Raw genomic sequence first — 21,391 nt, 5'->3', positions numbered from 1 at the left:
GCCCCGAACCGCCGGCACGACAGATCGACTCCCTTTCAACGATTTATCGAGGATGGTTCCCCGATGAAAGCCCCGCTACCTGCTGTTGCCCTCGTTCTGGTCACCGCCGCCGCCGCCGCGGCGGCGGTGCTCCCCTCCACCGAACCGGTTGCCGCGCCCGCCACCGCGGCCGCGGTGGCGGCCCAGGAGGCGGCGCCGCAGGCTGCGCGCGCGTCTGCGCAACCGTTGGTGACCGGCCTTCCGGACTTTACCCGCCTGGTCGAGCAGGTCGGTCCGGGCGTGGTCAACGTCGAGGCGACCATCGGCGCGCCGACCGCGCAGCGCAGCCAGCCTCGCGGCGGCCAGACGCCCGAGGACGAGATGATCCCGGAGATCTTCCGCCGCTTCTTCGGGCCCGGATTCCCGTTCCCGGACGGTCCGCAGGGGCCGCAAGGGCCGCAAGGGCCGGGCGGCCCGCGCGGCGCCTCGATGGGCACCGGGTTCCTGATTTCCAGCGACGGCTACGTGCTGACCAACCACCACGTCATCGACAACGCCGACGAGGTGAAGGTGCGCCTGCACGACCGGCGCGAGTTCACCGCCGAGGTCGTCGGCAGCGACGTGCAGTCGGATGTCGCCGTGCTCAAGATCGACGCCAAGGACCTGCCGACGCTGCGCACCGGCGATTCGCGCCAGGTCAAGCCGGGGCAGTGGGCGGTGGCGATCGGCTCGCCGTTCGGGCTCGACCAGTCGGTCACCGCCGGCATCGTCAGCGCCGTCGGCCGTTCCAATCCCTATGCCAACCAGCAGTACGTGCCCTTCATCCAGACCGACGTCGCCATCAACCGCGGCAATTCCGGCGGTCCGCTGCTCAACACCCGCGGCGAGGTGATCGGCATCAATTCGCAGATCTTCAGCAACTCCGGCGGCTACATGGGCGTGAGCTTCGCCATTCCGATCGACATGGCGATGAACGTGGCCGAGCAGCTCAAGACCTCGGGCCGGGTGCAGCGTGGCCAGGTCGGCGTGCAGTTCCAGGCCGCGAGCATCAGCACCGAGCAGGCACGCGGACTCGGCCTGCCCGATACCCTGGGCGCGCTGGTGAACGAGGTCGTCGCCGGCAGCCCGGCCGAGAAGGCCGGCATCGAGGTCGGCGATGTCATCCGCGAGGTCGACGGCATCACCATCACCCAGCCCAGCGACCTGCCGCCGATCGTCGGCAACAAGGCGCCCGGCACGCGCGTGGAGATCACGGTGTTCCGCGAAGGGCGGAACCGCGGATTCGACGTCACCCTCGCCGAACTCGACGAAAGCCTGCTGGCGGCCGGTCCCCGGCGCGGAGCGCCCGGTAGTGCGCCGCGGCCGTCGGAGTCGACGTCGAACAACCCGCTCGGCCTGGTCGCCCAGGACCTGACCGCCGCCCAGCGCCGCCAGCTCGGCCTGGAGGAAGGCGAGGGCGTACGCGTCGTCGGCGTCGAAGGCCTGGCGGCACGGCAGGCCGGGATCCAGCCCGGCGACGTGGTGCTGCGGGTCGGCCGTACGCCGGTCGGCAGCGCATCGGCGCTGGACCGCCAACTGCGCAAGGTGAAGCCCGGGCAGACGGTGATGCTGCTGGTCAACCGCAATGGCGGCAGCCAGTTCATCGCGGTCACCCCGCTCGGGGACGACGGGGAGTAGGCGAGCCGGCGCCGGGTATCGGAACCGGCCTATCTTCGTAGGAGCGGGTCGGCCGCGACCGTGCGTGCAGCGAACAGCGACGGACGCCGCGGTCGTTACCTCCCTTCGCAACGCGCGGCGGCGCGTTCATCACAGCCGCCGTCGATGAGCCTGCCTGGCGCGGGACTGCCTGGCGCGCTGTGCGATAATGCCGCGTTTTTCACGCTGCACGGCCGCAGGGACGGCCAGCCTGACCCCATGAGCGCCGACCCGATGCGGAACATCCGCAACTTCTCCATCATCGCCCACGTCGACCACGGCAAGTCGACCCTCGCCGACCGCATCATCCAGCTGTGCGGCGGCCTGGCCGAACGCGAGATGGCGGCGCAGGTGCTCGACAACAATCCGATCGAGCGCGAGCGCGGCATCACCATCAAGGCGCAATCGGTCTCGCTTCCGTACACCGCCAGGGACGGGCAGACCTACCAGCTCAACTTCATCGACACCCCCGGCCACGTCGACTTCAGCTACGAGGTCAGCCGCTCGCTGGCCGCCTGCGAGGGCGCGCTGCTGGTGGTCGATGCCGCCCAGGGCGTGGAGGCGCAGTCGGTCGCCAACTGCTACACCGCGGTCGAGCAGGGGCTGGAAGTGGTGCCGGTGCTCAACAAGATCGACCTGCCGACCGCCGACGTCGACAAGGTGAAGGAGGAGATCGAGGCGGTGATCGGCATCGACGCCACCGACGCGATCGCGGTCAGCGCCAAGACCGGGCTCAACGTCCTGGACGTGCTCGAGGCGATCGTCACCCGCATCCCGCCGCCGGTGCCGCGCGACACCGACAAGCTGCAGGCGCTGATCATCGATTCCTGGTTCGACAACTACCTGGGCGTGGTGTCGCTGGTGCGGGTGATGCAGGGCGAGATCCGGCCCGGCAGCAAGATCCTGGTGATGTCGACCGGGCGCTCGCACCAGGTCGACGGCGTCGGCGTGTTCACGCCCAAGCGCAAGGCGCTCGACGCGCTGCGCGCCGGCGAGGTGGGCTGGATCAACGCCAGCATCAAGGACGTGCACGGCGCGCCGGTCGGCGACACCCTCACCCTGGCCTCCGACCCGGCCTCCAAGCCGCTGCCCGGCTTCCAGGAAATGCAGCCGCGCGTGTTCGCCGGCCTGTTTCCGGTCGACGCCGACGACTATCCGGACCTGCGCGAGGCGCTCGACAAGCTGCGCCTCAACGACGCCGCGCTGCGCTTCGAGCCGGAGAGTTCCGAGGCGATGGGCTTCGGTTTCCGCTGCGGGTTCCTGGGCATGCTGCACATGGAGATCGTGCAGGAGCGGCTGGAGCGCGAGTACGACCTCAACCTGATCAGCACCGCGCCGACCGTAGTCTACGAGGTGCTGAAGATCGACGGCAGCGTGATTCCCCTGGAGAACCCGGCCAGCCTGCCGCCGGTCAACCAGGTGGAGGAAGTGCGCGAGCCGATCATCCGCGCCAACATCCTCACCCCGCCCGACTACGTCGGCAACGTGATCACCCTGTGCGAGGAGAAGCGCGGCCGCCAGATCGGCATCCAGTATCTCGGCAGCCAGGTGCAGATCAGCTACGAACTGCCGATGGCGGAAGTGGTGCTGGATTTCTTCGACAAGCTGAAGTCGGTCTCGCGCGGCTATGCCTCGCTCGACTACCATTTCCTGCGCTTCGAGGCCGGCCCGTTCGTGCGCGTGGACACGCTGATCAACGGCGACAAGGTTGATGCGCTGTCGATCATCGTGCACCGCAGCCACGCCGACCGCCGCGGCCGCGAACTCACCGACAAGATGAAAGAACTGATCCCGCGGCAGCAGTTCGACGTCGCCATCCAGGCCGCGGTCGGCTCGCAGATCATCGCCCGCAGCACGGTCAAGGCGCTGCGCAAGAACGTGCTGGCCAAATGCTATGGTGGCGACATCTCGCGCAAGAAGAAGCTGCTGGAAAAGCAGAAGGAAGGCAAGAAGCGGATGAAGCAGGTCGGACGGGTCGAGATCCCGCAGGAAGCCTTCCTGGCGGTGTTGAGTACAAGCCGGGAATAGGGAATGGGGAATCGGGAATCGTAAGAGCGGGATCCCTCCCGCTTTTGCCATTCCCGATTCCCGATTCCCTATTCCCGCTCCAAAGGAGCAAGCATGAAGTGGTTTGAAATCGCCTTGGTGGTGCTGACCCTGGCCACCGGCATCATCTGGCTGCTCGACCGGCTGTTCTTCGCCAAACGCCGCGCCGAACGCGCCGGGCTGCTGGAGGAGAAGGAGCCGGTGGTGGTCGACTACGCCAAGGCCTTCTTCCCGGTGCTGGCGGTCGTTCTGATCCTGCGCAGCTTCGTGGCCGAGCCGTTCCGGATCCCGTCCAGCTCGATGATGCCGACCCTGCTGATCGGCGATTTCATCCTGGTCAACAAGTTCGCCTACGGCCTGCGCCTGCCGATCAGCAACCGCAAGTTCGTCGACATCGGCGAGCCCGAGCGCGGCGACGTGGTGGTGTTCCGGCCGCCGCACCAGCCGGACCAGGACTGGATCAAGCGCGTGGTCGGCCTGCCCGGGGACGTGGTCGAATACCGCGACAACACGGTCTACGTGAACGGCGAGGCCTTCGGCTACCGCCCGATCGGCGACGGACGCTACGTCGGCGAAGGCCGCGGCCGCGAGATGACCGGCGCCGAACTGCTGGCCGAGCGCATGCCGGGCCGCGAGCACCAGGTGCTGGAGATCGCCAACCTGCCGTTCGATCCGGGCCAGGGCGAATGGACGGTGCCCGAAGGCGAGTATTTCGTGATGGGCGACAATCGCGACAGGAGCGACGACAGCCGGTTCTGGGGTTCGCTGCCGGAAAGCCAGCTGCGTGGCAAGGCCTTCCTGGTCTGGATGCATTGGGACGGCAGCGCCGGCGGGGTCGATTTCGACCGGATCGGCAACGGAATCCAGTAGTATCCGTATCCAACGCGCATTCCTCGGGGGAGAAGGGCAATGAAACGCAAGCAGAAGGGGTTGACCCTGCTGGGCTTCGTGATCGTGTTGGCGGTGGTCGGGTTTTTCGCCTATATCGCAATGAAACTGTTCCCGATGTATTCCGAGTACTACAGCGTGCGCGCTGCGCTGAAGGGGTTGTCGCAGGAGGCGGGCATCGCCAACCAGGATCCGGCGCGGATCCAGGACCTGTTCTTCCGCCGCCTGTACATCAACTACTCGGAAAACGTGAAGAAAGAGCACGTCAAGCTCAAGCGCGTCGACAACGGCTGGCAGATGGACGTGCAGTACGAGGTGCGCAGGCCGATGGTCGGCAACCTCGACGTGGTCGGCAAGTTCCAGACAACGCAAATGCTCACGCGTGGCGCCGGCGAAGCCAACTGAGCCCTTCGGCCATCGCTTCACCGACCAGGGCCTGCTCGCGCAGGCCCTGACGCATCGCAGCGCCGGGGCGCCGCACAACGAGCGGCTGGAATTCCTCGGCGACGCGCTGCTCGACCTGATCGTCGCCGAGGCGCTATACGCGCGCTGGCCGCGCGCGGACGAGGGCGCGCTGACCCGCGCCCGCGCCGAGCTGGTCCGCGAGTCCACGCTCGCGCGGCTGGCGCGCGAACTCGACCTGGGGCCCAGGTTGATGCTCGGCCCGGGCGAGATGAAGTCCGGCGGCCATCGCCGCGACTCGATCCTCTCCGACGCGCTGGAGGCGGTGATCGCCGCGATCTATCTCGACGCCGGCTACGACGCCTGCCGCGCCGCGGTGCTGGCCTGGTTCGCGGCCGAGCTGGATGGGTTCGAGATCGCCAAGGTCGGCAAGGATGCCAAGACCCGCCTGCAGGAGTCGCTGCAGGCGAAGCAGCGGCCGCTGCCGGCCTACGAGCTGCTGGCCGAATCCGGCGACGATCACGCCAAGACCTTCCACGTGCGCTGCAGCGTGTCCGAACCGGAGGTGTCCGCCGAGGGCGAGGGCGGCTCGCGCCGCGCCGCCGAGCAACTGGCCGCGGAAGCCGTGCTGGCGGCACTGGCCCGCCTGGACTGATTCCGGCGCACTCCCGTGCCGCGTGTGGCCACACCCCCATCGTAGAGCGGAGATCGCTCCGCTGCTTCCGGCTCCGGAGCCCGCGTTAGCGGAGCAAGCTCCGCTCTACGGGAGGCGGCGGGACACGGCGCGGGAGATGGATCCAAGGCAGGCACGGCGCGTGGGTTCACCGCGGATTTCGGCTGGCCCGGGCCTACAATGCGTGCATGAACGACACTCCCAGTTACCGCGCCGGCCACGTTGCCGTCATCGGCCGTCCCAACGTCGGCAAGTCGACCCTGGTCAATGCGCTGGTCGGCGCCAAGGTCAGCATCGTCTCCAATCGCCCGCAGACCACGCGCCACCGCCTGCTCGGCATCGCCACCTTCGCGCAGGGGCAGCTGGTGCTGGTCGATACGCCCGGCCTGCACCGCGACCAGGGCAAGGCCAGCGCGTCGGCGATGCATCGCTGGATGAATCGCGCCGCCCGCGGCGCGCTCGAGGGCGTGGACGCGGCCCTGCTGGTGGTGCAGGCCGGGCGCTGGGACGAGGAGGACGGCGCCGCCTACGCGGTGCTGCGCGAGGCCGGGGTGCCGGTGGTGCTGGTGGTCAACCAGGTCGACCGCCTGCGCGACAAGGCGGCGCTGCTGCCGTACCTGGCCGATGTCGTGCACGATCGCGAGTTCGCCAGCGTGCACCCGGTCTCGGCGCTCAAGCGCATCGGCCTGGAGGCGCTGGTCGATGCCGTGCTGCCGGTGCTGCCGCAGCAGGACGCGCTGTACGGCGAGGACGAGATCACCGACCGCAGCCAGCGCTTCCTGGCCGCCGAGCTGCTGCGCGAGCAGCTGATGCGCCTGCTTGGCGCCGAGTTGCCGTACGCCACCACCGTGGAGATCGAGCGCTTCGAGGAGGACGGCGCGATGTACCGCATCGGCGCGGTGATCTGGGTCGAGCGCGAGGGCCAGAAAGCGATCGTGATCGGCAAGGGCGGCACCCGCCTGCGCGAGATCGGCACCAAGGCGCGGCAGCAGATGGAGCGCCTGTTCGACCGCAAGGTATTCCTCGAGACCTGGGTACGCGTGCGCGAGGGCTGGTCGGACGACGAGGCTGCGCTACGGGCGTTTGGGTATGGAGAGCCGGGAATCGGGAATAGGGAATAGGGAATCGAAAAAGCGGAAGAGCAGGCCGTTGCTGGCACTTCGCCGTAGTTCGATGCGCTCCGTCTTCGCCCGACAATGGCGGCAGGTCCTACGCCAGCCCGCATCGTGACCGTTTGCGACGAGCCGCTTTTCCGATTCCCGATTCCCCACTCCCGATTCCCGGCCCCCATGCGCTACACCCAAGAACCCGCCTACGTCCTGCACGCGCGCCGCTGGCGCGAGACCAGCCTGCTGGTGGAGGTGCTGAGCCGCGAGCATGGCCGGCTGGGGCTGGTCGCGCGCGGTGTGCAGGGGCCGAAGCGGCAGGCGCTGCGCGCGGCCCTGCAGCCGCTGCAGCACATCCGCCTGGACGCGACCCAGCGCGGCGAACTGGCCTGGCTGTCCGCGGCCGAGGCGATCGACCAGGCGCCGCGGCTGGCCGGCGATGCCGGGATGGCGGGCTTCTACATCAACGAACTGCTGATGCGGCTGGCGCCGCGGCAGGATCCGCGCCCGGAGCTGTATGCGCTGTACGGCCAGGTGCGCACGCAGCTGCGGGAGCAGGCGCCCCTGGCGTGGACGCTGCGGCGGTTCGAGCGCGACCTGCTGGAGGCGCTGGGCGTCGGCTTCGCCCTCGATGTCGACGGCGACGGCGTGCCGGTCGATCCGGCCGCGCGTTACCTGCTCGATGCCGAGCATGGCCCGCGCCGGTTGCTGGGCGAGCGCGATGGCGGCGAACGTGGCCGCACCGCGACCGGCCGCGCGCTGCTGGCGCTCGCCGCCGATACGATGCCCGGGCCGGACGACCTGGCCGGACTGCGCCGCAGCCTGCGCACCGTGCTGGCGCACCATCTCGGGCCGCGCGGGCTGAAGTCGTGGGAACTGATGGCGGAGCTGGGGCGGATCGGGAGCGACGGCGACGGTTGACGATCCGCCGAGGGCTCAGCTGCCCGCGGTACCATCCGCCGCGGGTGCCGGTTCCAGGGTCTTCGCCACCGCGGACAGGAAACGCTGCAAGGCCGTGTCGCCGGCGGGATCGTCCTGCAGCGCTGTCACCATCGCCTGCAGCCGTGCGGCGCCCACGAATCCACAACTGGCGCGCAGCTTGTGCAGGGCCGCGCCCATTGCCGCCCGGTCGCCGCCGGCGGCCGCGGCGACCACGGCGTCGCGCGCATCGGGCAGTTCCGCCAGGAACAACTGGCGCAGGGCGGCGACGTTCGTCGCGCTGCCGCCCAGCGCGGCCGCGGCGGCGGTGTCGTCCCACACGGATGCGGTGTCCGCGGCTTCCGCATCGCCGGCATCCCGGCGCGGATCGCCGGGCGCCGCATTTGCGGCCCGTCTCTTCAGCGCGTCGCGGATCGCCGCCTGCCAGGCCGCCGCCGTCAGCGGCTTCGTCACCACCGCCTGGAAGCCCTCGGCCAGCAGGCGCGCGCGCTCGGCCGCCTCGTGCGCGGCGGTGTGCGCGATCGCCGGTGTTTGCAGTCCCTGCGCGCGCAGCCAGGCGAGCAGACCGCCGCCGCTGCCGTCGGGCAGGTTGACGTCGAACAGCCACAGCGCATGCGCGCCGGACAGCGCCAGCGTGCGGGCCTCGGCGACGGTGGCGGCCGGTTCGACCTCGGCCGGCAGCGCCTCCGCCGCCAGGCAGAGGAAATGGCGGCTGGCGGGTTCGTCCTCGAGCAGCAGCAGTTTCGGCTTCATCGCGCGCTTCCCCTGCGTAGGTATGCTTCCGGCATGACGCGTTGCATCGTACTCCTCGCCGCCGTGTGGCTGGCTGCCGGCAGCCCGGCGGCGCAGGCGCGCACGATGACGGCGCGGATCGACCGGGTGGAGACCGCGGTGGCGACCCTGCGGCAGGTGCGCGTGCGCCTGGATTGGCCGGCGAATGCCGCACACGGCGAGCTGCGCCTCGAGGCGGCGTGGGTCGAGGCTCCGACACTGGGCTATCGCTTCCGCGATCTCGCCTGGCGCTGCCCGCTGTCGCGCGGCGCCGAAGGCCGGTGGCGCTGCGATGGCGAACTGCGCAGCGGACGCGCCGCGCCCCTGCGGCTGGCGGTCGACCTTGGCCCGGCGACCACCGAGGCGGTCCTGGCGCAGGGGCCGGCGCGGATCGCCCTGCGGCGCAGCGCCGCCGCGCCCGACGAGACCGCGATCGATCTCACCCGCGTGCCGCTGGCCTGGGCGCAGGCACTGCTGGCGCAGGGGTGGGAAGCGGGCCGCTTGAACGCCGGCACCCTCGACGGCGGGATCGCGGTGCAGGCGCCCGGACAGGGGGCGCTGCGGGTCGATGGCGAGCTGCGGCTGACCGCGGCCGCGTTCGACACCGCCGACGGCAGCATCGCCGGCGAGGACGTCGGAGCACGCGTCGGAATCGATTACCGCCGGCTCGGCGACACGGACCTGGTCGCGCTCGATGCCGAACTGCGCGGCGGCGAACTGCTGTTCGGCAACGCCTACCTGGACCTGCCGGACGCGCCGCTGCCGCTGCGCATCGACGCGGTCCGCGAAGGTCCCGATGCCGGCTGGCGGCTACCGTCGTTCGAGTGGCGCGACGGCGCCGCGTTGCACGCGCACGGATCGGCCGCGCTCGCCGCGGACGGCGGCCTGCGCGAACTGGACGTTGTGTTGCGCAGCGACGATGCATCGCTGCTGCCGGCGCGCTACCTGTCCGGCTGGCTGGCGCTGGGCGGCCTTGCCGGTCTGCAGCTGGACGGCGCGCTGGCCGTGCACCTGAGCGTTTCCGACGATCGCCTGCGGGCGCTGGATGCGCGGCTGCAGATGCTGGACCTGCGCGACGGCGGCGGCCGCTTCCGCTTCGACGGCCTCGACGGCGACCTGCGTTTCGCCGGCGAGGCCGAGGTCGACAGCGAGCTGCGCTGGCGCGGCGGCGCCCTGCGCGAGATCGGATTCGGCCCGGCACGGCTGCCGTTCCGCAGCGCCCGCGGCGAGCTGCGCATGCGCGAGGCGGTCGAGGTGGCGATGCTCGGCGGCCGGCTGCGCTTCGACGGCTTCGCCCTGCGTCCGCCGGACGACAGCGAAGGCCTGCGGCTGCGGTTCGGGCTGGCGGTGGAGGCGCTCGAGGTCGCGCGGCTGGCCGAGTCGCTGGACTGGCCGGCATTCGGCGGCACGCTCAGCGGCGAGATCCCGCAGGTGCGCTACGCCGACGAGCGCCTCGACTTCGACGGCGGATTGTCGGTGCGCGTGTTCGATGGCACGGTCGCTGTCTCGGCGCTGGCGATGGAGCGCCCGTTCGGCGTCGCGCCCACACTCTCGGCCGACCTTGCCGCACGCGATCTCGACCTGCTCGCGATCACCCGCGTGTTCGACTTCGGCAGCATCAGCGGGCGCCTGTCCGGCCGCATCGACGGACTGCGCCTGGTCGATTGGCGGCTGTCCTCGTTCAATGCCGCCCTGTACACGGGGCGCCGCCCCGGCGTGCGCCAGCGCATCAGCCAGCGCGCGGTGCAAAACATCTCCAGCGTCGGCGATGCGTCGTTCGTCGGCAGCCTGCAGGGGCAGTTGATCGGCCTGTTCGACGACTTCGGCTATGCCCGCATCGGCATCACCTGCCGGCTCGCCAACGAGGTCTGCCGCATGGGCGGCCTGCGTTCAGCCGGCAACGCCTTTACTATCGTCGAAGGCGCGGGGCTGCCGCGGCTGCAAGTGGTGGGCCACAACCGCGATGTCGACTGGCCGCTCCTGGTCGAGCGCGTGGCCGCCGTCGCCGGCGGCGATGTCGCGCCGGTGGTGGAGTGAAGGGGCGAAATTCGGCGACTGTGGCGGATGGCGCACAGCGATCTCGACACCGCCATCCCAGCGCAAGCTGGGATGGCGGCAAAAGCGGTTACGCTTCCCGCCGTTCGCCGTTCACGCGCACCGATAGAGTCATCGAGGAGACACGACATGAAGCACTGGTTGGGAATGCCGATCGCCGTCGCGCTGGTGTTGAGCGCCTGCGTGACCATCAACGTGTACTTCCCCGCCGCCGAGGCGCGCGAGGCGGCGCGCGAGTTCGTCGACAACGTGATCGGCGAGCAGGGCGCGAAGCAGGAGCAGGAAGATGTCGAGCTGTTCCCCGACGAGCCGGGCGGCATGGCGCGCGCACCGGCGGCGTTCCATCCGCTGATGCTGGTCGGGATCGCGCCGGCCCATGCGCAGGGCCAGCCGGACATCACCATCAGGACGCCGGCGATCGAGGCGATCCGCGGCCGCATGCGCGACCGTTTCGGCAGCACGCTGCGCCCGCACTTCGAGTCCGGCGCGCTGGGCTTCGGCAACGACGGCACAGTGTCGGTGCGCGACGCCGGCAAGATCCCGCTGTCCGAGCGGGTCAAGGTGAACCAGGCCGTGGCCGACCAGAACCGCGACGCTCGCGCGGGGTACAGGGAAATCGCGGTCGCCAACGGGCATCCCGAATGGGAGGAGCAGATCCGCGACGTGTTCGCGCGGCAGTGGGCCGAGCGCGCGCGCAGCGGCTGGTGGGTGCGGGACGCGAGCGGCAACTGGAAGCAGAAGTAGACGGCCGCTCTCGACCGGAGCGTCGACCCGCCGTAGGAGCGCGCCATGCGCGCGATGCCGGCGCGGCAAGGATGCGCGGGGAGACTGGCTCGCGGCAGCGGCCGGGATCGAGGGCATCGCGCGCATGGCGCGCTCCTACGAGGGTACATCGGCCTGTCTCATCTGCGACAATGGCCGGCTTTCCGCCCGCAGCCTGACGCCACGTGGCCCGTATCGACCAGACCCCGTTCGAACTCGAGATCCTCGACCTCAGCCATGACGGCCGCGGCGTCGCACGCCGCGACGGCGGCAAGACCGTGTTCGTGTCCGGCGCGCTGCCGGGCGAACGGGTCATGGTCAAGCAGACCTGGCGTTCGCGCAGCTTCGACGAGGCGGTGACGCTGCAGGTCCTGCAGCCTTCCGCCGATCGCGTGGAGCCGCGCTGCCCGCACTTCGGCACCTGCGGCGGCTGCGTGCTGCAACACCTGGCCGGGGACAGGCAGATCGCGGCCAAGCAGCGGGTGTTGCTGGAGAACTTCGAGCGCATCGGCCACGTCGCCCCGGAAGCGGTGCTGCCGCCGCTCACCGACGCCGCCTGGGGCTATCGCCGCAAGGGCCGGTTCTCCGTGCGCCGGGTCGAGAAGAAGGACAAGACCCTGGTGGGCTACCGCGAGCAGGATCCGCGCTTCGTCGCCGACCTGTCGCAATGCCACACCGTGATTCCGCGGATCGGCGACCGCATCGAGGCGCTGTCGCGGCTGGTCGACGGGCTCGAGGCGCGGCGCGAGATCCCGCAGATCGAGTTCATCGCCGGCGACGACACGGTGGCGCTGGTGTTTCGCCATCTCGCGCCGCTGTCGGAGGCCGATCGCGGCGCGCTGGCCGCATTCGCGCAGGCGCACGGGTTCGCGGTCTTCCTGCAGCCGGGTGGCGTGGATTCGGTGCATCCGCTGTGGCCGGAGGCGCCGCCGCTGTCGTTCCGGCTGGCGCCCTGGGACGTGGAGCTGCTGTTCCGGCCGCTCGATTTCATCCAGGTCAACGCCGGTCTCAACGAGAAGATGATCGCGCGCGCGCTGGAACTGCTGGACGTGCAGCCCGGCGAGCGCGTGCTGGACCTGTTCTGCGGCCTGGGCAACTTCACCCTGCCGCTGGCGCGCGTGGCCGGCGAGGCGGTGGGCGTCGAGGGAGACGCCGGGCTGGTGGCGCGCGCGCGCGAGAACGCCGCGCACAACGGCCTGGAGAACGCACGCTTCTTCGCCGCCGATCTCGCCCAGGACCTGTCCGGGCACCCGTGGATGCGGCAGGGCTTCGACCGCCTGCTGCTGGATCCGCCGCGTTCCGGCGCCGACGGCGTGCTGCGGCAACTGCCGCTCAAGGGCCTGAAGCGCATCGTCTACGTCAGTTGCCATCCCGCCTCGCTGGCGCGCGACGCCGGCTATCTGGTCAACGAACGCGGCTGGAAGCTGCGCAGCGCCGGGGTGATGGACATGTTTCCGCAGACCGCGCACGTCGAATCGATCGCGATGTTCGAGCCCTGAGGGGCTCGGCCCTGTTCGCGGGGTCGCGACTCCCGTCGCTCCCACCACCGTGCCGATGACAGTGATGGGCGCGGCCCGCGTCGTCCTTGTGGGAATGGCGGTGGCATGCCACCGCCATTCCCACTGGGGCGGGAAAGCCGGAACATTCACGCGCCGCCGCGCCGCGCCATTACAATCGCCCTCCGACCGCGAAGGAATTCCCCATGCTCGTCATCGGCGTCGCCGGACACGAACTCAGCGCCCGCGAACGCGACTGGCTGCAGCACGATGCCTGCGCCGGCGTGATCCTGTTCACCCGCAACTTCGCTTCCCGCGAACAGGTCGCGGAGCTGTCCGCGGCGATTCGCGAGGCCGCGCCGCGGCCGCAGCTGATCTGCGTCGACCAGGAGGGCGGCCGCGTGCAGCGATTCCGCGACGGTTACAGCGCGCTGCCGCCGCTCGACGTCTTCGGCCGCCATCACGCGCAGGATCCGCAGGGCGCGCTGGCGGCCGCGCGCGAGCACGCCTGGCTCATGGCCAGCGAGGTGCGCGCCAGCGGCGTCGACCTCAGCTTCGCACCGGTCGTCGATCTGGCGCGCGGCAACCTGGCCATCGGCGATCGCGCCTTCGCCGCGGATCCGGAGGTCGTCGCCGATTTCACCCGCGCCTATGTCGAGGGCATGCACTCGGCCGGCATGGCGGCCACGCTCAAGCACTTCCCCGGACACGGGTCGGTGCGCGAGGACACGCACTTCGACGCCGCGATCGACCAGCGTCCGCTGGAAGTGCTACGTGGCGAGGACCTGGTGCCGTTCGTCGCCGGCATCGACGCCGGCGCCGATGCGGTGATGCTGGCGCACGTGACCTATCCGCAGGTGGCGCCGGAGCCCGCTGGCTATTCGCCGCGCTGGATCAACGGGATCCTGCGCGAGGAGATGGGCTTCCGCGGCGTCGTGTTCTCCGACGACATCGGCATGGCCGCCGCGCACTCGGCGGGCGGCATCAAGGCGCGCGTCGACGCCCACCTGGACGCCGGCTGCGACGTGGTGCTGGTCTGCCATCCGGAACTGGTGGAAGAATCGCTGGCCGCGGTGGAAGGGAAAAGCCTCAACACCATGGCGCTGATCGGCCTGATCGGACGCGGCGCCCTCGGCTGGGACGGCCTGCTTGCCGATGACCGTTATGGCGACGCGCGCGCCGACCTCGGCGGCCGCCGGGAGCGGCACGCATGACCCCGCGCCTGGCCGACGCCCTGCGCGACGCGGAACTGATCCACGACGGTGCGACGCTGGACGCCGCGATCGCGCGCATGGCCGCGGAGATCCATGCCGACTATCGCGACGACGACCTGCCGCCGCTGTTCGTCACCGTCATGCACGGCGGGCTGCCGTTCGCCGCGCAGCTCGCCTTCGCGCTCGGCGAGCTCGGCCTCGATCTCGAGTTCGATTACCTGCACGCCACCCGCTACCGCGGCCAGACCACCGGCTCCGGCCTGGCCTGGTTGCATCGCCCGGCCACTCCGATGCGCGATCGCCGTGTGCTGCTGGTCGACGACATCCTCGACGAGGGCCACACCCTGCATGCGGTCACCCGCTGGTGCGAGGACCAGAATGCCGAGGAAGTACGCACGGCCGTGCTCGCGGTGAAGCTGCACGACCGCGGGCTGGAGGACATCGAGGCCGACTACGTCGGGGTGGAGGTGCCGGACCGTTATGTCTTCGGCTACGGCATGGACTATCACGAGCAGGGCCGGAATCTGCCTGCGATCTACGCGCTGGCGGAATAGCAGCCGCATGAAATGAAAGCAGCCCCCGACATCGCGCTCGCCGTCATCGGCGGCACCGGCCTCTATCGTCTCGCCGAGCTGGAAGACGTCGAGACTCACCAGCCGCCGACGCAGTACGGCGCGTTGTCCGGGCCGGTGCGCGTCGGCACCCTGGCCGGTCGGCGGGTCGCGTTCCTGGCGCGCCACGGCGAGGGACATTCGGTGCCGCCGCACAGGATCAACTACCGCGCCAATCTCGCCGCGCTACGGGCATTGGGCGCACAGCGGGTGCTGGCGCTCAATACCGTCGGCGGCATCGGCGAACGTTTCGGGCCGCGGGTGCTGGCGTGTCCGGACCAGCTGATCGACTATACCTGGGGCCGGATCTCGACCTTGTGCGAGGAGCCGGGCAGCGAGGTGCTGCACGTGGATTTCGGCGATCCGTACACGCCGGCATGGCGCGCCGAGGTGCTGTCGGCCGCACGTGCGGCCGGGGTGGCGGTGGTCGACGGCGGCTGCTATGGCGCCACCCAGGGGCCGCGCCTGGAGACCCGCGCCGAGATCGCGCGGCTGCGCCGCGACGGCTGCGATCTGGTCGGCATGACCGGCATGCCCGAAGCCGGCCTGGCTCGCGAACTGGGCCTGGACTATGCCTGCATCGCCATCGTCGCCAACTGGGCGGCGGGGTGCGGAGATGCAACCGAGATCACATTTCGAGAGGTGCTGGACAACGTCGAGGCCGCGTCGTCGGCGCTGCCGCCGTTGCTGCGGATGCTGCTGCAGCCATCGCGGTGATTGCATGTTGCAGCCGTTGCTTTGCATACTCGGGCGGCGTGCCCGCTTCGGGGACTCGGGGCGGCACGCGCATCGGCATCCAGACAAGGTGGAAGGTTTATGCAATACGGCACAGTGAAGTGGTTCAACGACGCCAAGGGTTTCGGCTTCATCTCTCCAGAAGACGGCGGCTCCGATGTCTTCGTCCATTACTCCGCGATCGATTCGCAGGGCTTCAAGAGCCTGCAGGAAGGTCAGCGCGTCAGCTACGAGGTCACGCAGGGCCCGAAGGGCGCGCAGGCCACTGGCGTCACGCCGGTCGCCTGACCGGAAACCTCGCAGATTTCTGCCGGCCCCGCGCATTGCGCGGGGCCTTTTCGTGAGGGCTGCGCATGCATGTCGGCATCGTCGGTTACGGCAGCGCCGGACAGGCTGCGGCGCTGATGTCGAGCCGCGACGGACACCGCGTCGAGGTATTCGAGCGAGTGCCGGAGCCTGGTCCGGTCGGTGCGGGATTCCTGCTGCAGCCGGTCGGCCTGAAAGTGCTGTGGGAACTCGGGCTGCTCGGTCCCGCGCTGTTGCACGGTGCGCGCATCGCGCGGCTCTATGGCGAAACGGCGCACGGCCGAGCTCGATGCACGCGCCCTGCGCGACGCGCTGCGCGAGTGCCGCGATGTCGCCTCCGCATTGCCGTTGTTCGAACAGCGCCGGCGTGCGCATGTCGACATCTATCATTTCTGGAGCCGCTGGCTCACGCCGCTGTTCCAGTCGCATCACGATCGCTTCGCCGCGATGCGCGACCTGGGCTTTCACCCGTTGACGCGGATTCCAGGGCTGCGCGCGCAGAGCCTGCGCGTGCTGACCGGCACGCGCCGCGGCTGGTTCGGCCGGCTGCCGCTGTCGGCGCCGTTCCGGGAGCGGTTGCTGCAGATGACGGCGCAGGTGCCGGCCGCGGACGCGCCACACGCCGTGACCACACCTTCGCCGCCGGCCCCCTAGAATCGTCGAGAGTCACACCGGAGTCCCGATCATGGCAGCCAGTTCGTCGCACGCGGCCGATGCAGCCCTCAACCAGCCTCCCGAGTTCGCGCCCCGTGACCTGTGGGAAACTGACCGGGCGTTGCGCGAGTCGGTGACGCGCGAAGGCGGCGAGGCGTTCTGCGCGCATCTGGCCGATTACGGCCGCCGTGCCGGCGATGAGGTCCACGCGCTCGGCTTCGACGCCAATCGCGATCGGCCGCGCCTGCGCACCCATGACCGCTTCGGCCAGCGCATCGACCGGGTCGAATTCCACCCGAACTACCACGCGGTCATGCGCACGGCGATCGAAAACGGCGTCGCCGGGCTGTCGTGGTCCGATCCGCGCCCGGGCGCACATGTCGCGCGCGCGGCGCTGAGCTACCTGCATCACCAGGTCGAGGCCGGCAGCAGCTGCCCGCTGACCATGACCCATGCCGCAGTGCCGGTGTTGCGGCATGCGCCGGCGCTGGCCGAGTGGGCGCAGAAGGCGATTGCCGGCGCCTACGATCCGGACGACGCGCCGATCGCCGGCAAGCGCGGTGTCACCGTCGGCATGGGCATGACCGAGAAGCAGGGCGGCAGCGACGTGCGCGCCAATCTCACCCGCGCCACGCCGCTGATGGCCGACGGCGAATACGCGCTGTCCGGGCACAAGTGGTTCTTCTCCGCGCCGATGTCCGACGGCTTCCTGGTGCTGGCGCAGGCGCCCGGCGGGCTGAGCTGCTTCCTGCTGCCGCGCTGGCGGCCCGACGGCACCCGCAACGCATTCCGGCTGATGCGGCTCAAGGACAAGCTCGGCGACTGGTCCAATGCCTCGAGCGAGGTCGAGTTCGACGACGCCTGGGCGTATCGCATCGGCGACGAGGGCCGCGGCGTGGCGACCATCATCGAGATGGTGATGCTGACGCGGCTGGACTGCATGCTCGGCTCGACCGCGGAAATGCGCATGGCGCTGGCGCAGGCGATCCACCATGCGCGCCATCGCGCCGCCTTCGGCAAGCGCCTGGTGGAACACCCGCTGATGCGCAACGTGCTGGCGGACCTGGCGCTCGAATCGGAGGCCGCGCTCGCGCTGTCGCTGCGCGTCGCGCGCGCGGTGGATGCGGCGCCGCGCGACCCCGGCGAGGCCGCCTTCGCCCGCATCGCCACCGCGATCGGCAAGTACTGGATCTGCAAGCGCGCGCCGGCCTTCGTCAACGAGGCCCAGGAGTGCCTGGGCGGCAACGGCTACGTCGAGGAATCGATCCTGCCGCGGCTGTACCGGCAGGCGCCGCTGAACTCGATCTGGGAAGGCAGCGGCAACATCCAGTGCCTGGACGTGCTGCGCGCGCTGGCGCGCGAACCGGCGAGCGGTGCGGCGGTGCTGGCCGAACTCGATGCCGCGCGCGGCCGCGACCCGACGCTCGACGCCACCGCCGCCGGCCTGCGCGAGACCTTGGCCGATCCGGCGAACACGCGCGAATCCGGCGCCCGCCTGCTGGTCGAGCGCCTGGCGCTGGCATTGCAGGCGGCGGTGTTGCTGCGTGCCGGCAGCCCCGCCGCGGGAGACTTCTGCCACAGTCGCCTGGGCGGCGGGCACGGGCTGGCGTTCGGCACCCTGCCGGCGGACATCGACTTCGGCGCACTGATCGATCGCGCGTTCTGAGAAGGGTCGGGTGCGGCAGAATGCACTGCTGTTCGGGCACTCCGCTGCGGACACCGCCGACAAGATGCCAGCCGACACCCGTCCTCCCGCCATCGCCCTCATGGGCCCGACCGCCTCCGGCAAGAGCGCGCTCGCGCTGGAATGGGCGGAACGCGGCGGCGGCGAGATCGTCAGCGTCGACTCCGCGCTGGTGTACCGCGGCCTGGAGATCGGCGCGGCCAAGCCGGACGCCGGAGAACGCGCGCGGGTGCCGCACCATCTGCTCGACCTGCGCGATCCGTGGCAGACGTACTCGGCCGCGGAGTTCGCCGAAGACGCGCGCGCGGCGATCGCCGATATCGTCGCGCGCGGCAGGCTGCCGATCCTCGCCGGCGGCACCGGGCTGTATTTCCGCGCCCTGCTGCAGGGGCTGTCGCCGATGCCGCCGGCCGATCCCGGCACGCGCGCCGGGATCGCGGCCGAGGCGCAGGCGCGCGGTTGGCCGGCCCTGCACGCGGCGCTTGCCGACGTCGATCCCGAGGCCGCGGCGCGCATCGGGCCGACCGATCCGCAGCGCATCCAGCGGGCGCTGGAGGTGTATCGGCTCAGCGGCCGTCCGATCAGCGAATGGCAGCGCAGCGCCGCCGTCGCGCCGCCTCTGCCGTGCCGGGTGCTGAAGCTGGCGATCGCGCCGGAAGATCGCGCCGAACTGCACGCGCGGATCGAACGCCGCTTCGACGCCATGCTCGCGGCCGGTTTCCTCGACGAGGTGCGCGTCCTGCGTGCGCTGCCGCAGCTGCGGACGCATCCGCGGCCGCTCGAGCTGCCGGCGATCCGCGCGGTCGGGTATCGCCAGGCATGGGAGCACCTCGACGGCGCCGGCAGCGCCGCCGAGTTCCGCGACCGCGCGATCTTCGCGACGCGCCAGCTGGCCAAGCGCCAGTACACCTGGCTGCGCGGCGAGCGCGACCTGCGCTGGTTCGATCCGGCGCGCGATGGCGAGCGCCTGCGGCGGGCGCTGGACGGATTCCTGGTATCGCGGTGAGCGCCGACCGCCGATGCCGGCCCGGAAAACGCGACGCCGGCACGATTTCCGCCAAACCGCGCGCAGTGTTCAGCTCCGATTTGTGTAACATCGGCGTGTCGCCGCCACGGGGAAGCGGGTCGGGCGATGCGGCCGCTGGCCGCCCACAACAATAACCAAGCTGGGGAAACACCATGTCCAAGGGACAGTCCTTGCAGGATCCTTTCCTGAATGCGTTGCGGCGCGAGCGTGTGCCGGTTTCGATCTACCTGGTCAACGGCATCAAGCTGCAGGGCACGATCGAGTCCTTCGACCAGTTCGTCGTGTTGCTGCGCAATACCGTCAGCCAGATGGTCTACAAGCACGCCATTTCCACCGTGGTGCCGGCACGCAACGTGCGCGTCGGACCGGGCGGCGGCCATGTGCAGGCGTCGCCGTCCGACGGCGAACCGGCGACCGAAGACGAGCCCGACGACAACGAGTAGGCCGCGCGGCGGCGATGCCGCGGGTGCTACCCGCCGCGGCGCCGATCGGTGCATTGACAATGACCGGTCGGGGCCCCATATCGAAGGGTCCGACCGTGCCCATGGAGGCGCCGACGCGTGTTTGAACGCAGCCGCAAGGGCGAGCATGCCCTGCTGATCCAGCCTCATGCCGGCGGCCCGCCGGACGAGGACGCGCTGGAGGAATTCGCCGACCTCGCCCGTTCCGCCGGTGCCGCCGTGGCGGTGCAGCTGAACGCGCGCATCGACAAGCCCAACCCGGCCACCCTGATCGGCAGCGGCAAGCTGGAGGAGGTGAAGGCCGCGGCCGACGCCAGCGGCGCCGACCTGATCCTGATCAACCACCCGCTCACGCCCGGCCAGGAACGCAACCTGGAGAAGGCGCTGGAGCGGCGCGTGGTCGACCGCACCGGCCTGATCCTCGACATCTTCGCCCAGCGTGCGCGCAGCCACGAAGGCAAGCTGCAGGTCGAGCTCGCCCAGCTGCGGCACATGTCCACGCGGCTGGTCCGCGGCTGGACCCACCTGGAGCGCCAGCGCGGCGGTTCGATCGGACTGCGCGGTCCCGGCGAGACCCAGCTCGAGACCGACCGCCGGCTGCTGCAGAAGCGCGTCGAGCAACTGCAGCGGCGGCTGGACAAGGTGGAGGTACAGCGCACCCAGATGCGTCGCGCGCGCGTGCGCAGCGAGATGCCGCGCGTGGCCCTGGTCGGTTACACCAATGCCGGCAAGTCCACCTTGTTCAACACCCTCACCGGCGCCGGCGCCTACGCCGCCGACCAGCTGTTCGCCACCCTGGATCCGACCGTGCGCAAGATCGCGCTGCCGGGCGGCAACGCGGTGCTCGCCGACACCGTCGGCTTCGTCCGTGATCTGCCGCACGAGCTGGTTGCCGCATTCCGTTCCACCCTGTCGGAGGCGCGCGAGGCCGACCTGCTGCTGCACGTGGTCGATGCCGCCGATCCGCTGCGCGGTGAGCGCATTCGCCAGGTCGACATGGTGCTGGCCGAGATCGGCGCCGGCGACATTCCGCAGCTGCTGGTGTTCAACAAGATCGACCGGCTGCCGCTGGCGGGCGAGGGGGTCGACACCGCCGCCGCCGGCGATGCGCGTGCCGACGGGGACGGTGCCGGGGCGCGCATGCCGATGGCGCCGCGCCGCGACCGCCCGCACGGGGCCGCGGCGGACGAGCCCGGCCGCGAGCGGGTCTGGATCTCGGCCCGCGAGGACCTCGGACTCGACCTGTTGCGCAACGCATTGACCGCGCACCTGGGCCTGCGCCGGATCGTCGCCGACCTGGCGCTGCCCGCCAGCGCGGGGCGCCTGCGCGCGCGCCTGCACGAACTCGACGCGGTGCGCGGCGAACGCCACGACGAAGACGGCTGGCATCTGCGCATCGACCTGCCGCACACCGACGCCGCACGGCTCGCGGCACAGGCCGACGGCGCGCCCCTGCGGCCGCTGCTGGACGGTGCGGGTTGATGGTCCAGGTGCAGTCGCGGCTCACGCCGTAGCCGCCGCCTCGGCCCGCGCCAGGCAATCCTTTCCGCTGCGGTGAGAGATGGGCCGTCGCCACGGGTGTCGCCAATGAATCGCCGGCGCTTCAAGCCTTGATGGTGGTCAGCCCATTGCGAAGGGCTCGGCTGCCTATTTGCACCACCCGTGGCGACGGGTCTGATCTCACCGCAGCGGGGAAGGCTGCCTGGCGCGGCGCGCTCCTACGGCAACGGCAGCGACTCGCCCTTGCAGCGGAGCCGTTGGGCCGATTCGCCGGGACCGCAGGCGGCTGCACCTTGGCTTCGGGCACCGCGGGCCACACATCAGTAGAATGTGCCTCCCGCACCGCCTTCCGGCGTCGCGCGGCGCGATCCCCAGATTGGAGCAGGC

At 70.6% G+C, this 21,391-nt stretch carries 20 protein-coding genes and 1 pseudogene; 20 read left to right on the top strand and 1 reads right to left on the bottom strand.

Translation table 11 applies throughout. The features are described from left to right. Positions 1 to 63 precede the first annotated feature (63 nt). From AB5T46_RS07875 to recO, 7 genes are all read left to right on the top strand, one after another. The gene (locus tag AB5T46_RS07875) at positions 64 to 1,656 is read left to right on the top strand and encodes a Do family serine endopeptidase (RefSeq protein WP_370563331.1); all 1,593 of its coding nucleotides are present in this window, start codon (positions 64 to 66) and stop codon (positions 1,654 to 1,656) included. A 252-nt stretch (positions 1,657 to 1,908) separates the two neighbouring features. Further along, on the top strand, positions 1,909 to 3,702 hold the full coding sequence (lepA, locus tag AB5T46_RS07870) for a translation elongation factor 4 (protein ID WP_370563427.1): 1,794 nt from the start codon (positions 1,909 to 1,911) through the stop codon (positions 3,700 to 3,702). Positions 3,703 to 3,795: 93 nt separating this feature from the next. Beyond that, on the top strand, positions 3,796 to 4,590 hold the full coding sequence (gene lepB, locus AB5T46_RS07865) for a signal peptidase I (RefSeq protein WP_370563330.1): 795 nt from the start codon (positions 3,796 to 3,798) through the stop codon (positions 4,588 to 4,590). A gap of 39 nt (positions 4,591 to 4,629) precedes the next feature. Then, positions 4,630 to 5,013, top strand: a complete 384-nt coding sequence (locus AB5T46_RS07860; RefSeq protein WP_370563329.1) for a DUF4845 domain-containing protein — start codon at positions 4,630 to 4,632, stop codon at positions 5,011 to 5,013. Next, the gene (gene rnc, locus AB5T46_RS07855; protein WP_370563328.1) at positions 4,991 to 5,665 is read left to right on the top strand and encodes a ribonuclease III; all 675 of its coding nucleotides are present in this window, start codon (positions 4,991 to 4,993) and stop codon (positions 5,663 to 5,665) included. Before AB5T46_RS07860 ends, rnc begins: the two co-directional genes overlap by 23 nt. A gap of 206 nt (positions 5,666 to 5,871) precedes the next feature. After that, complete coding sequence (era, locus tag AB5T46_RS07850; RefSeq protein ID WP_370563327.1) at positions 5,872 to 6,804, top strand: GTPase Era; 933 nt, start codon at positions 5,872 to 5,874, stop codon at positions 6,802 to 6,804. A gap of 168 nt (positions 6,805 to 6,972) precedes the next feature. Beyond that, a complete protein-coding gene (gene recO / locus AB5T46_RS07845) occupies positions 6,973 to 7,710 on the top strand; it encodes a DNA repair protein RecO (protein ID WP_370563326.1) in 738 nt (245 codons plus the stop codon). Between the two features lie 15 nt (positions 7,711 to 7,725). Here the strand turns inward: recO and AB5T46_RS07840 are convergent, their stop codons facing one another. Further along, positions 7,726 to 8,481 carry a response regulator gene (locus tag AB5T46_RS07840; RefSeq protein ID WP_370563325.1) on the bottom strand — a complete coding sequence of 252 codons (756 nt, stop codon included), beginning with the start codon at positions 8,479 to 8,481 and terminating at the stop codon, positions 7,726 to 7,728. A gap of 33 nt (positions 8,482 to 8,514) precedes the next feature. Here AB5T46_RS07840 and AB5T46_RS07835 point away from each other — a divergent pair, with 33 nt between their 5' ends. The 13 genes and pseudogenes from AB5T46_RS07835 (at position 8,515) to hflX (ending at position 20,986) form a co-directional block, all read left to right on the top strand. Then, positions 8,515 to 10,536, top strand: coding sequence for a translocation/assembly module TamB domain-containing protein (locus tag AB5T46_RS07835; RefSeq protein WP_370563324.1), 2,022 nt, complete (start codon positions 8,515 to 8,517; stop codon positions 10,534 to 10,536). A gap of 147 nt (positions 10,537 to 10,683) precedes the next feature. Continuing rightward, entirely contained in the window at positions 10,684 to 11,298 is a 615-nt protein-coding gene (locus AB5T46_RS07830) for a YdbL family probable chaperone protein (RefSeq protein ID WP_370563323.1), read from the top strand. 203 nt (positions 11,299 to 11,501) lie between these two features. Then, positions 11,502 to 12,815, top strand: coding sequence for a 23S rRNA (uracil(1939)-C(5))-methyltransferase RlmD (gene rlmD / locus AB5T46_RS07825; protein WP_370563322.1), 1,314 nt, complete (start codon positions 11,502 to 11,504; stop codon positions 12,813 to 12,815). 203 nt (positions 12,816 to 13,018) lie between these two features. Continuing rightward, a complete protein-coding gene (gene nagZ, locus AB5T46_RS07820) occupies positions 13,019 to 14,026 on the top strand; it encodes a beta-N-acetylhexosaminidase (RefSeq protein ID WP_370563321.1) in 1,008 nt (335 codons plus the stop codon). Further along, positions 14,023 to 14,580, top strand: a complete 558-nt coding sequence (locus AB5T46_RS07815) for a hypoxanthine-guanine phosphoribosyltransferase (RefSeq protein ID WP_370563320.1) — start codon at positions 14,023 to 14,025, stop codon at positions 14,578 to 14,580. Before nagZ ends, AB5T46_RS07815 begins: the two co-directional genes overlap by 4 nt. Before the next feature lie 12 nt (positions 14,581 to 14,592). Further along, on the top strand, positions 14,593 to 15,354 hold the full coding sequence (locus AB5T46_RS07810; protein ID WP_370563319.1) for an S-methyl-5'-thioinosine phosphorylase: 762 nt from the start codon (positions 14,593 to 14,595) through the stop codon (positions 15,352 to 15,354). A gap of 99 nt (positions 15,355 to 15,453) precedes the next feature. Continuing rightward, positions 15,454 to 15,660 (top strand): cold-shock protein, encoded by a 207-nt coding sequence (locus AB5T46_RS07805; protein WP_370563318.1) that lies wholly within the window; start codon positions 15,454 to 15,456, stop codon positions 15,658 to 15,660. Positions 15,661 to 15,725: 65 nt separating this feature from the next. Further along, positions 15,726 to 15,965 (top strand): annotated as a pseudogene (locus tag AB5T46_RS20465) (FAD-dependent oxidoreductase); the annotation flags it as partial. Next, on the top strand, positions 15,940 to 16,332 hold the full coding sequence (locus AB5T46_RS20460) for an FAD-dependent monooxygenase family protein (RefSeq protein ID WP_412753974.1): 393 nt from the start codon (positions 15,940 to 15,942) through the stop codon (positions 16,330 to 16,332). The pseudogene AB5T46_RS20465 and the gene AB5T46_RS20460, both read left to right, overlap by 26 nt. 31 nt (positions 16,333 to 16,363) lie before the next feature. Beyond that, the gene (locus AB5T46_RS07795) at positions 16,364 to 17,998 is read left to right on the top strand and encodes an acyl-CoA dehydrogenase family protein (protein WP_370563317.1); all 1,635 of its coding nucleotides are present in this window, start codon (positions 16,364 to 16,366) and stop codon (positions 17,996 to 17,998) included. A gap of 64 nt (positions 17,999 to 18,062) precedes the next feature. Continuing rightward, on the top strand, positions 18,063 to 19,022 hold the full coding sequence (gene miaA / locus AB5T46_RS07790) for a tRNA (adenosine(37)-N6)-dimethylallyltransferase MiaA (protein WP_370563426.1): 960 nt from the start codon (positions 18,063 to 18,065) through the stop codon (positions 19,020 to 19,022). A gap of 173 nt (positions 19,023 to 19,195) precedes the next feature. Then, positions 19,196 to 19,486 carry an RNA chaperone Hfq gene (gene hfq / locus AB5T46_RS07785; RefSeq protein WP_370563316.1) on the top strand — a complete coding sequence of 97 codons (291 nt, stop codon included), beginning with the start codon at positions 19,196 to 19,198 and terminating at the stop codon, positions 19,484 to 19,486. 117 nt (positions 19,487 to 19,603) lie between these two features. Then, on the top strand, positions 19,604 to 20,986 hold the full coding sequence (gene hflX / locus AB5T46_RS07780) for a ribosome rescue GTPase HflX (protein WP_370563315.1): 1,383 nt from the start codon (positions 19,604 to 19,606) through the stop codon (positions 20,984 to 20,986). Positions 20,987 to 21,391: the final 405 nt, after the last annotated feature.

The sequence above is a fragment of the Luteimonas salinilitoris genome (assembly GCF_041300785.1).
Lineage (GTDB): Bacteria > Pseudomonadota > Gammaproteobacteria > Xanthomonadales > Xanthomonadaceae > Luteimonas > Luteimonas salinilitoris.
This window is presented reverse-complemented; position numbering and strand designations above follow the sequence as displayed.

Excerpts from the sequence above, each read along its gene's own strand:
- AB5T46_RS07875 (WP_370563331.1), top strand. The coding sequence starts at position 64 with ATGAAAGCCCCGCTACCTGCTGTTGCCCTCGTTCTGGTCACCGCCGCC.
- lepA (WP_370563427.1), top strand. The coding sequence starts at position 1,909 with ATGCGGAACATCCGCAACTTCTCCATCATCGCCCACGTCGACCACGGC.
- lepB (WP_370563330.1), top strand. The coding sequence starts at position 3,796 with ATGAAGTGGTTTGAAATCGCCTTGGTGGTGCTGACCCTGGCCACCGGC.
- AB5T46_RS07860 (WP_370563329.1), top strand. The coding sequence starts at position 4,630 with ATGAAACGCAAGCAGAAGGGGTTGACCCTGCTGGGCTTCGTGATCGTG.
- era (WP_370563327.1), top strand. The coding sequence starts at position 5,872 with ATGAACGACACTCCCAGTTACCGCGCCGGCCACGTTGCCGTCATCGGC.
- recO (WP_370563326.1), top strand. The coding sequence starts at position 6,973 with ATGCGCTACACCCAAGAACCCGCCTACGTCCTGCACGCGCGCCGCTGG.
- AB5T46_RS07840 (WP_370563325.1), bottom strand. The coding sequence starts at position 8,481 with ATGAAGCCGAAACTGCTGCTGCTCGAGGACGAACCCGCCAGCCGCCAT.
- AB5T46_RS07835 (WP_370563324.1), top strand. The coding sequence starts at position 8,515 with ATGACGCGTTGCATCGTACTCCTCGCCGCCGTGTGGCTGGCTGCCGGC.
- AB5T46_RS07830 (WP_370563323.1), top strand. The coding sequence starts at position 10,684 with ATGAAGCACTGGTTGGGAATGCCGATCGCCGTCGCGCTGGTGTTGAGC.
- nagZ (WP_370563321.1), top strand. The coding sequence starts at position 13,019 with ATGCTCGTCATCGGCGTCGCCGGACACGAACTCAGCGCCCGCGAACGC.
- AB5T46_RS07815 (WP_370563320.1), top strand. The coding sequence starts at position 14,023 with ATGACCCCGCGCCTGGCCGACGCCCTGCGCGACGCGGAACTGATCCAC.
- AB5T46_RS07810 (WP_370563319.1), top strand. The coding sequence starts at position 14,593 with ATGAAAGCAGCCCCCGACATCGCGCTCGCCGTCATCGGCGGCACCGGC.
- AB5T46_RS07805 (WP_370563318.1), top strand. The coding sequence starts at position 15,454 with ATGCAATACGGCACAGTGAAGTGGTTCAACGACGCCAAGGGTTTCGGC.
- AB5T46_RS20460 (WP_412753974.1), top strand. The coding sequence starts at position 15,940 with ATGGCGAAACGGCGCACGGCCGAGCTCGATGCACGCGCCCTGCGCGAC.
- AB5T46_RS07795 (WP_370563317.1), top strand. The coding sequence starts at position 16,364 with ATGGCAGCCAGTTCGTCGCACGCGGCCGATGCAGCCCTCAACCAGCCT.
- miaA (WP_370563426.1), top strand. The coding sequence starts at position 18,063 with ATGCCAGCCGACACCCGTCCTCCCGCCATCGCCCTCATGGGCCCGACC.
- hfq (WP_370563316.1), top strand. The coding sequence starts at position 19,196 with ATGTCCAAGGGACAGTCCTTGCAGGATCCTTTCCTGAATGCGTTGCGG.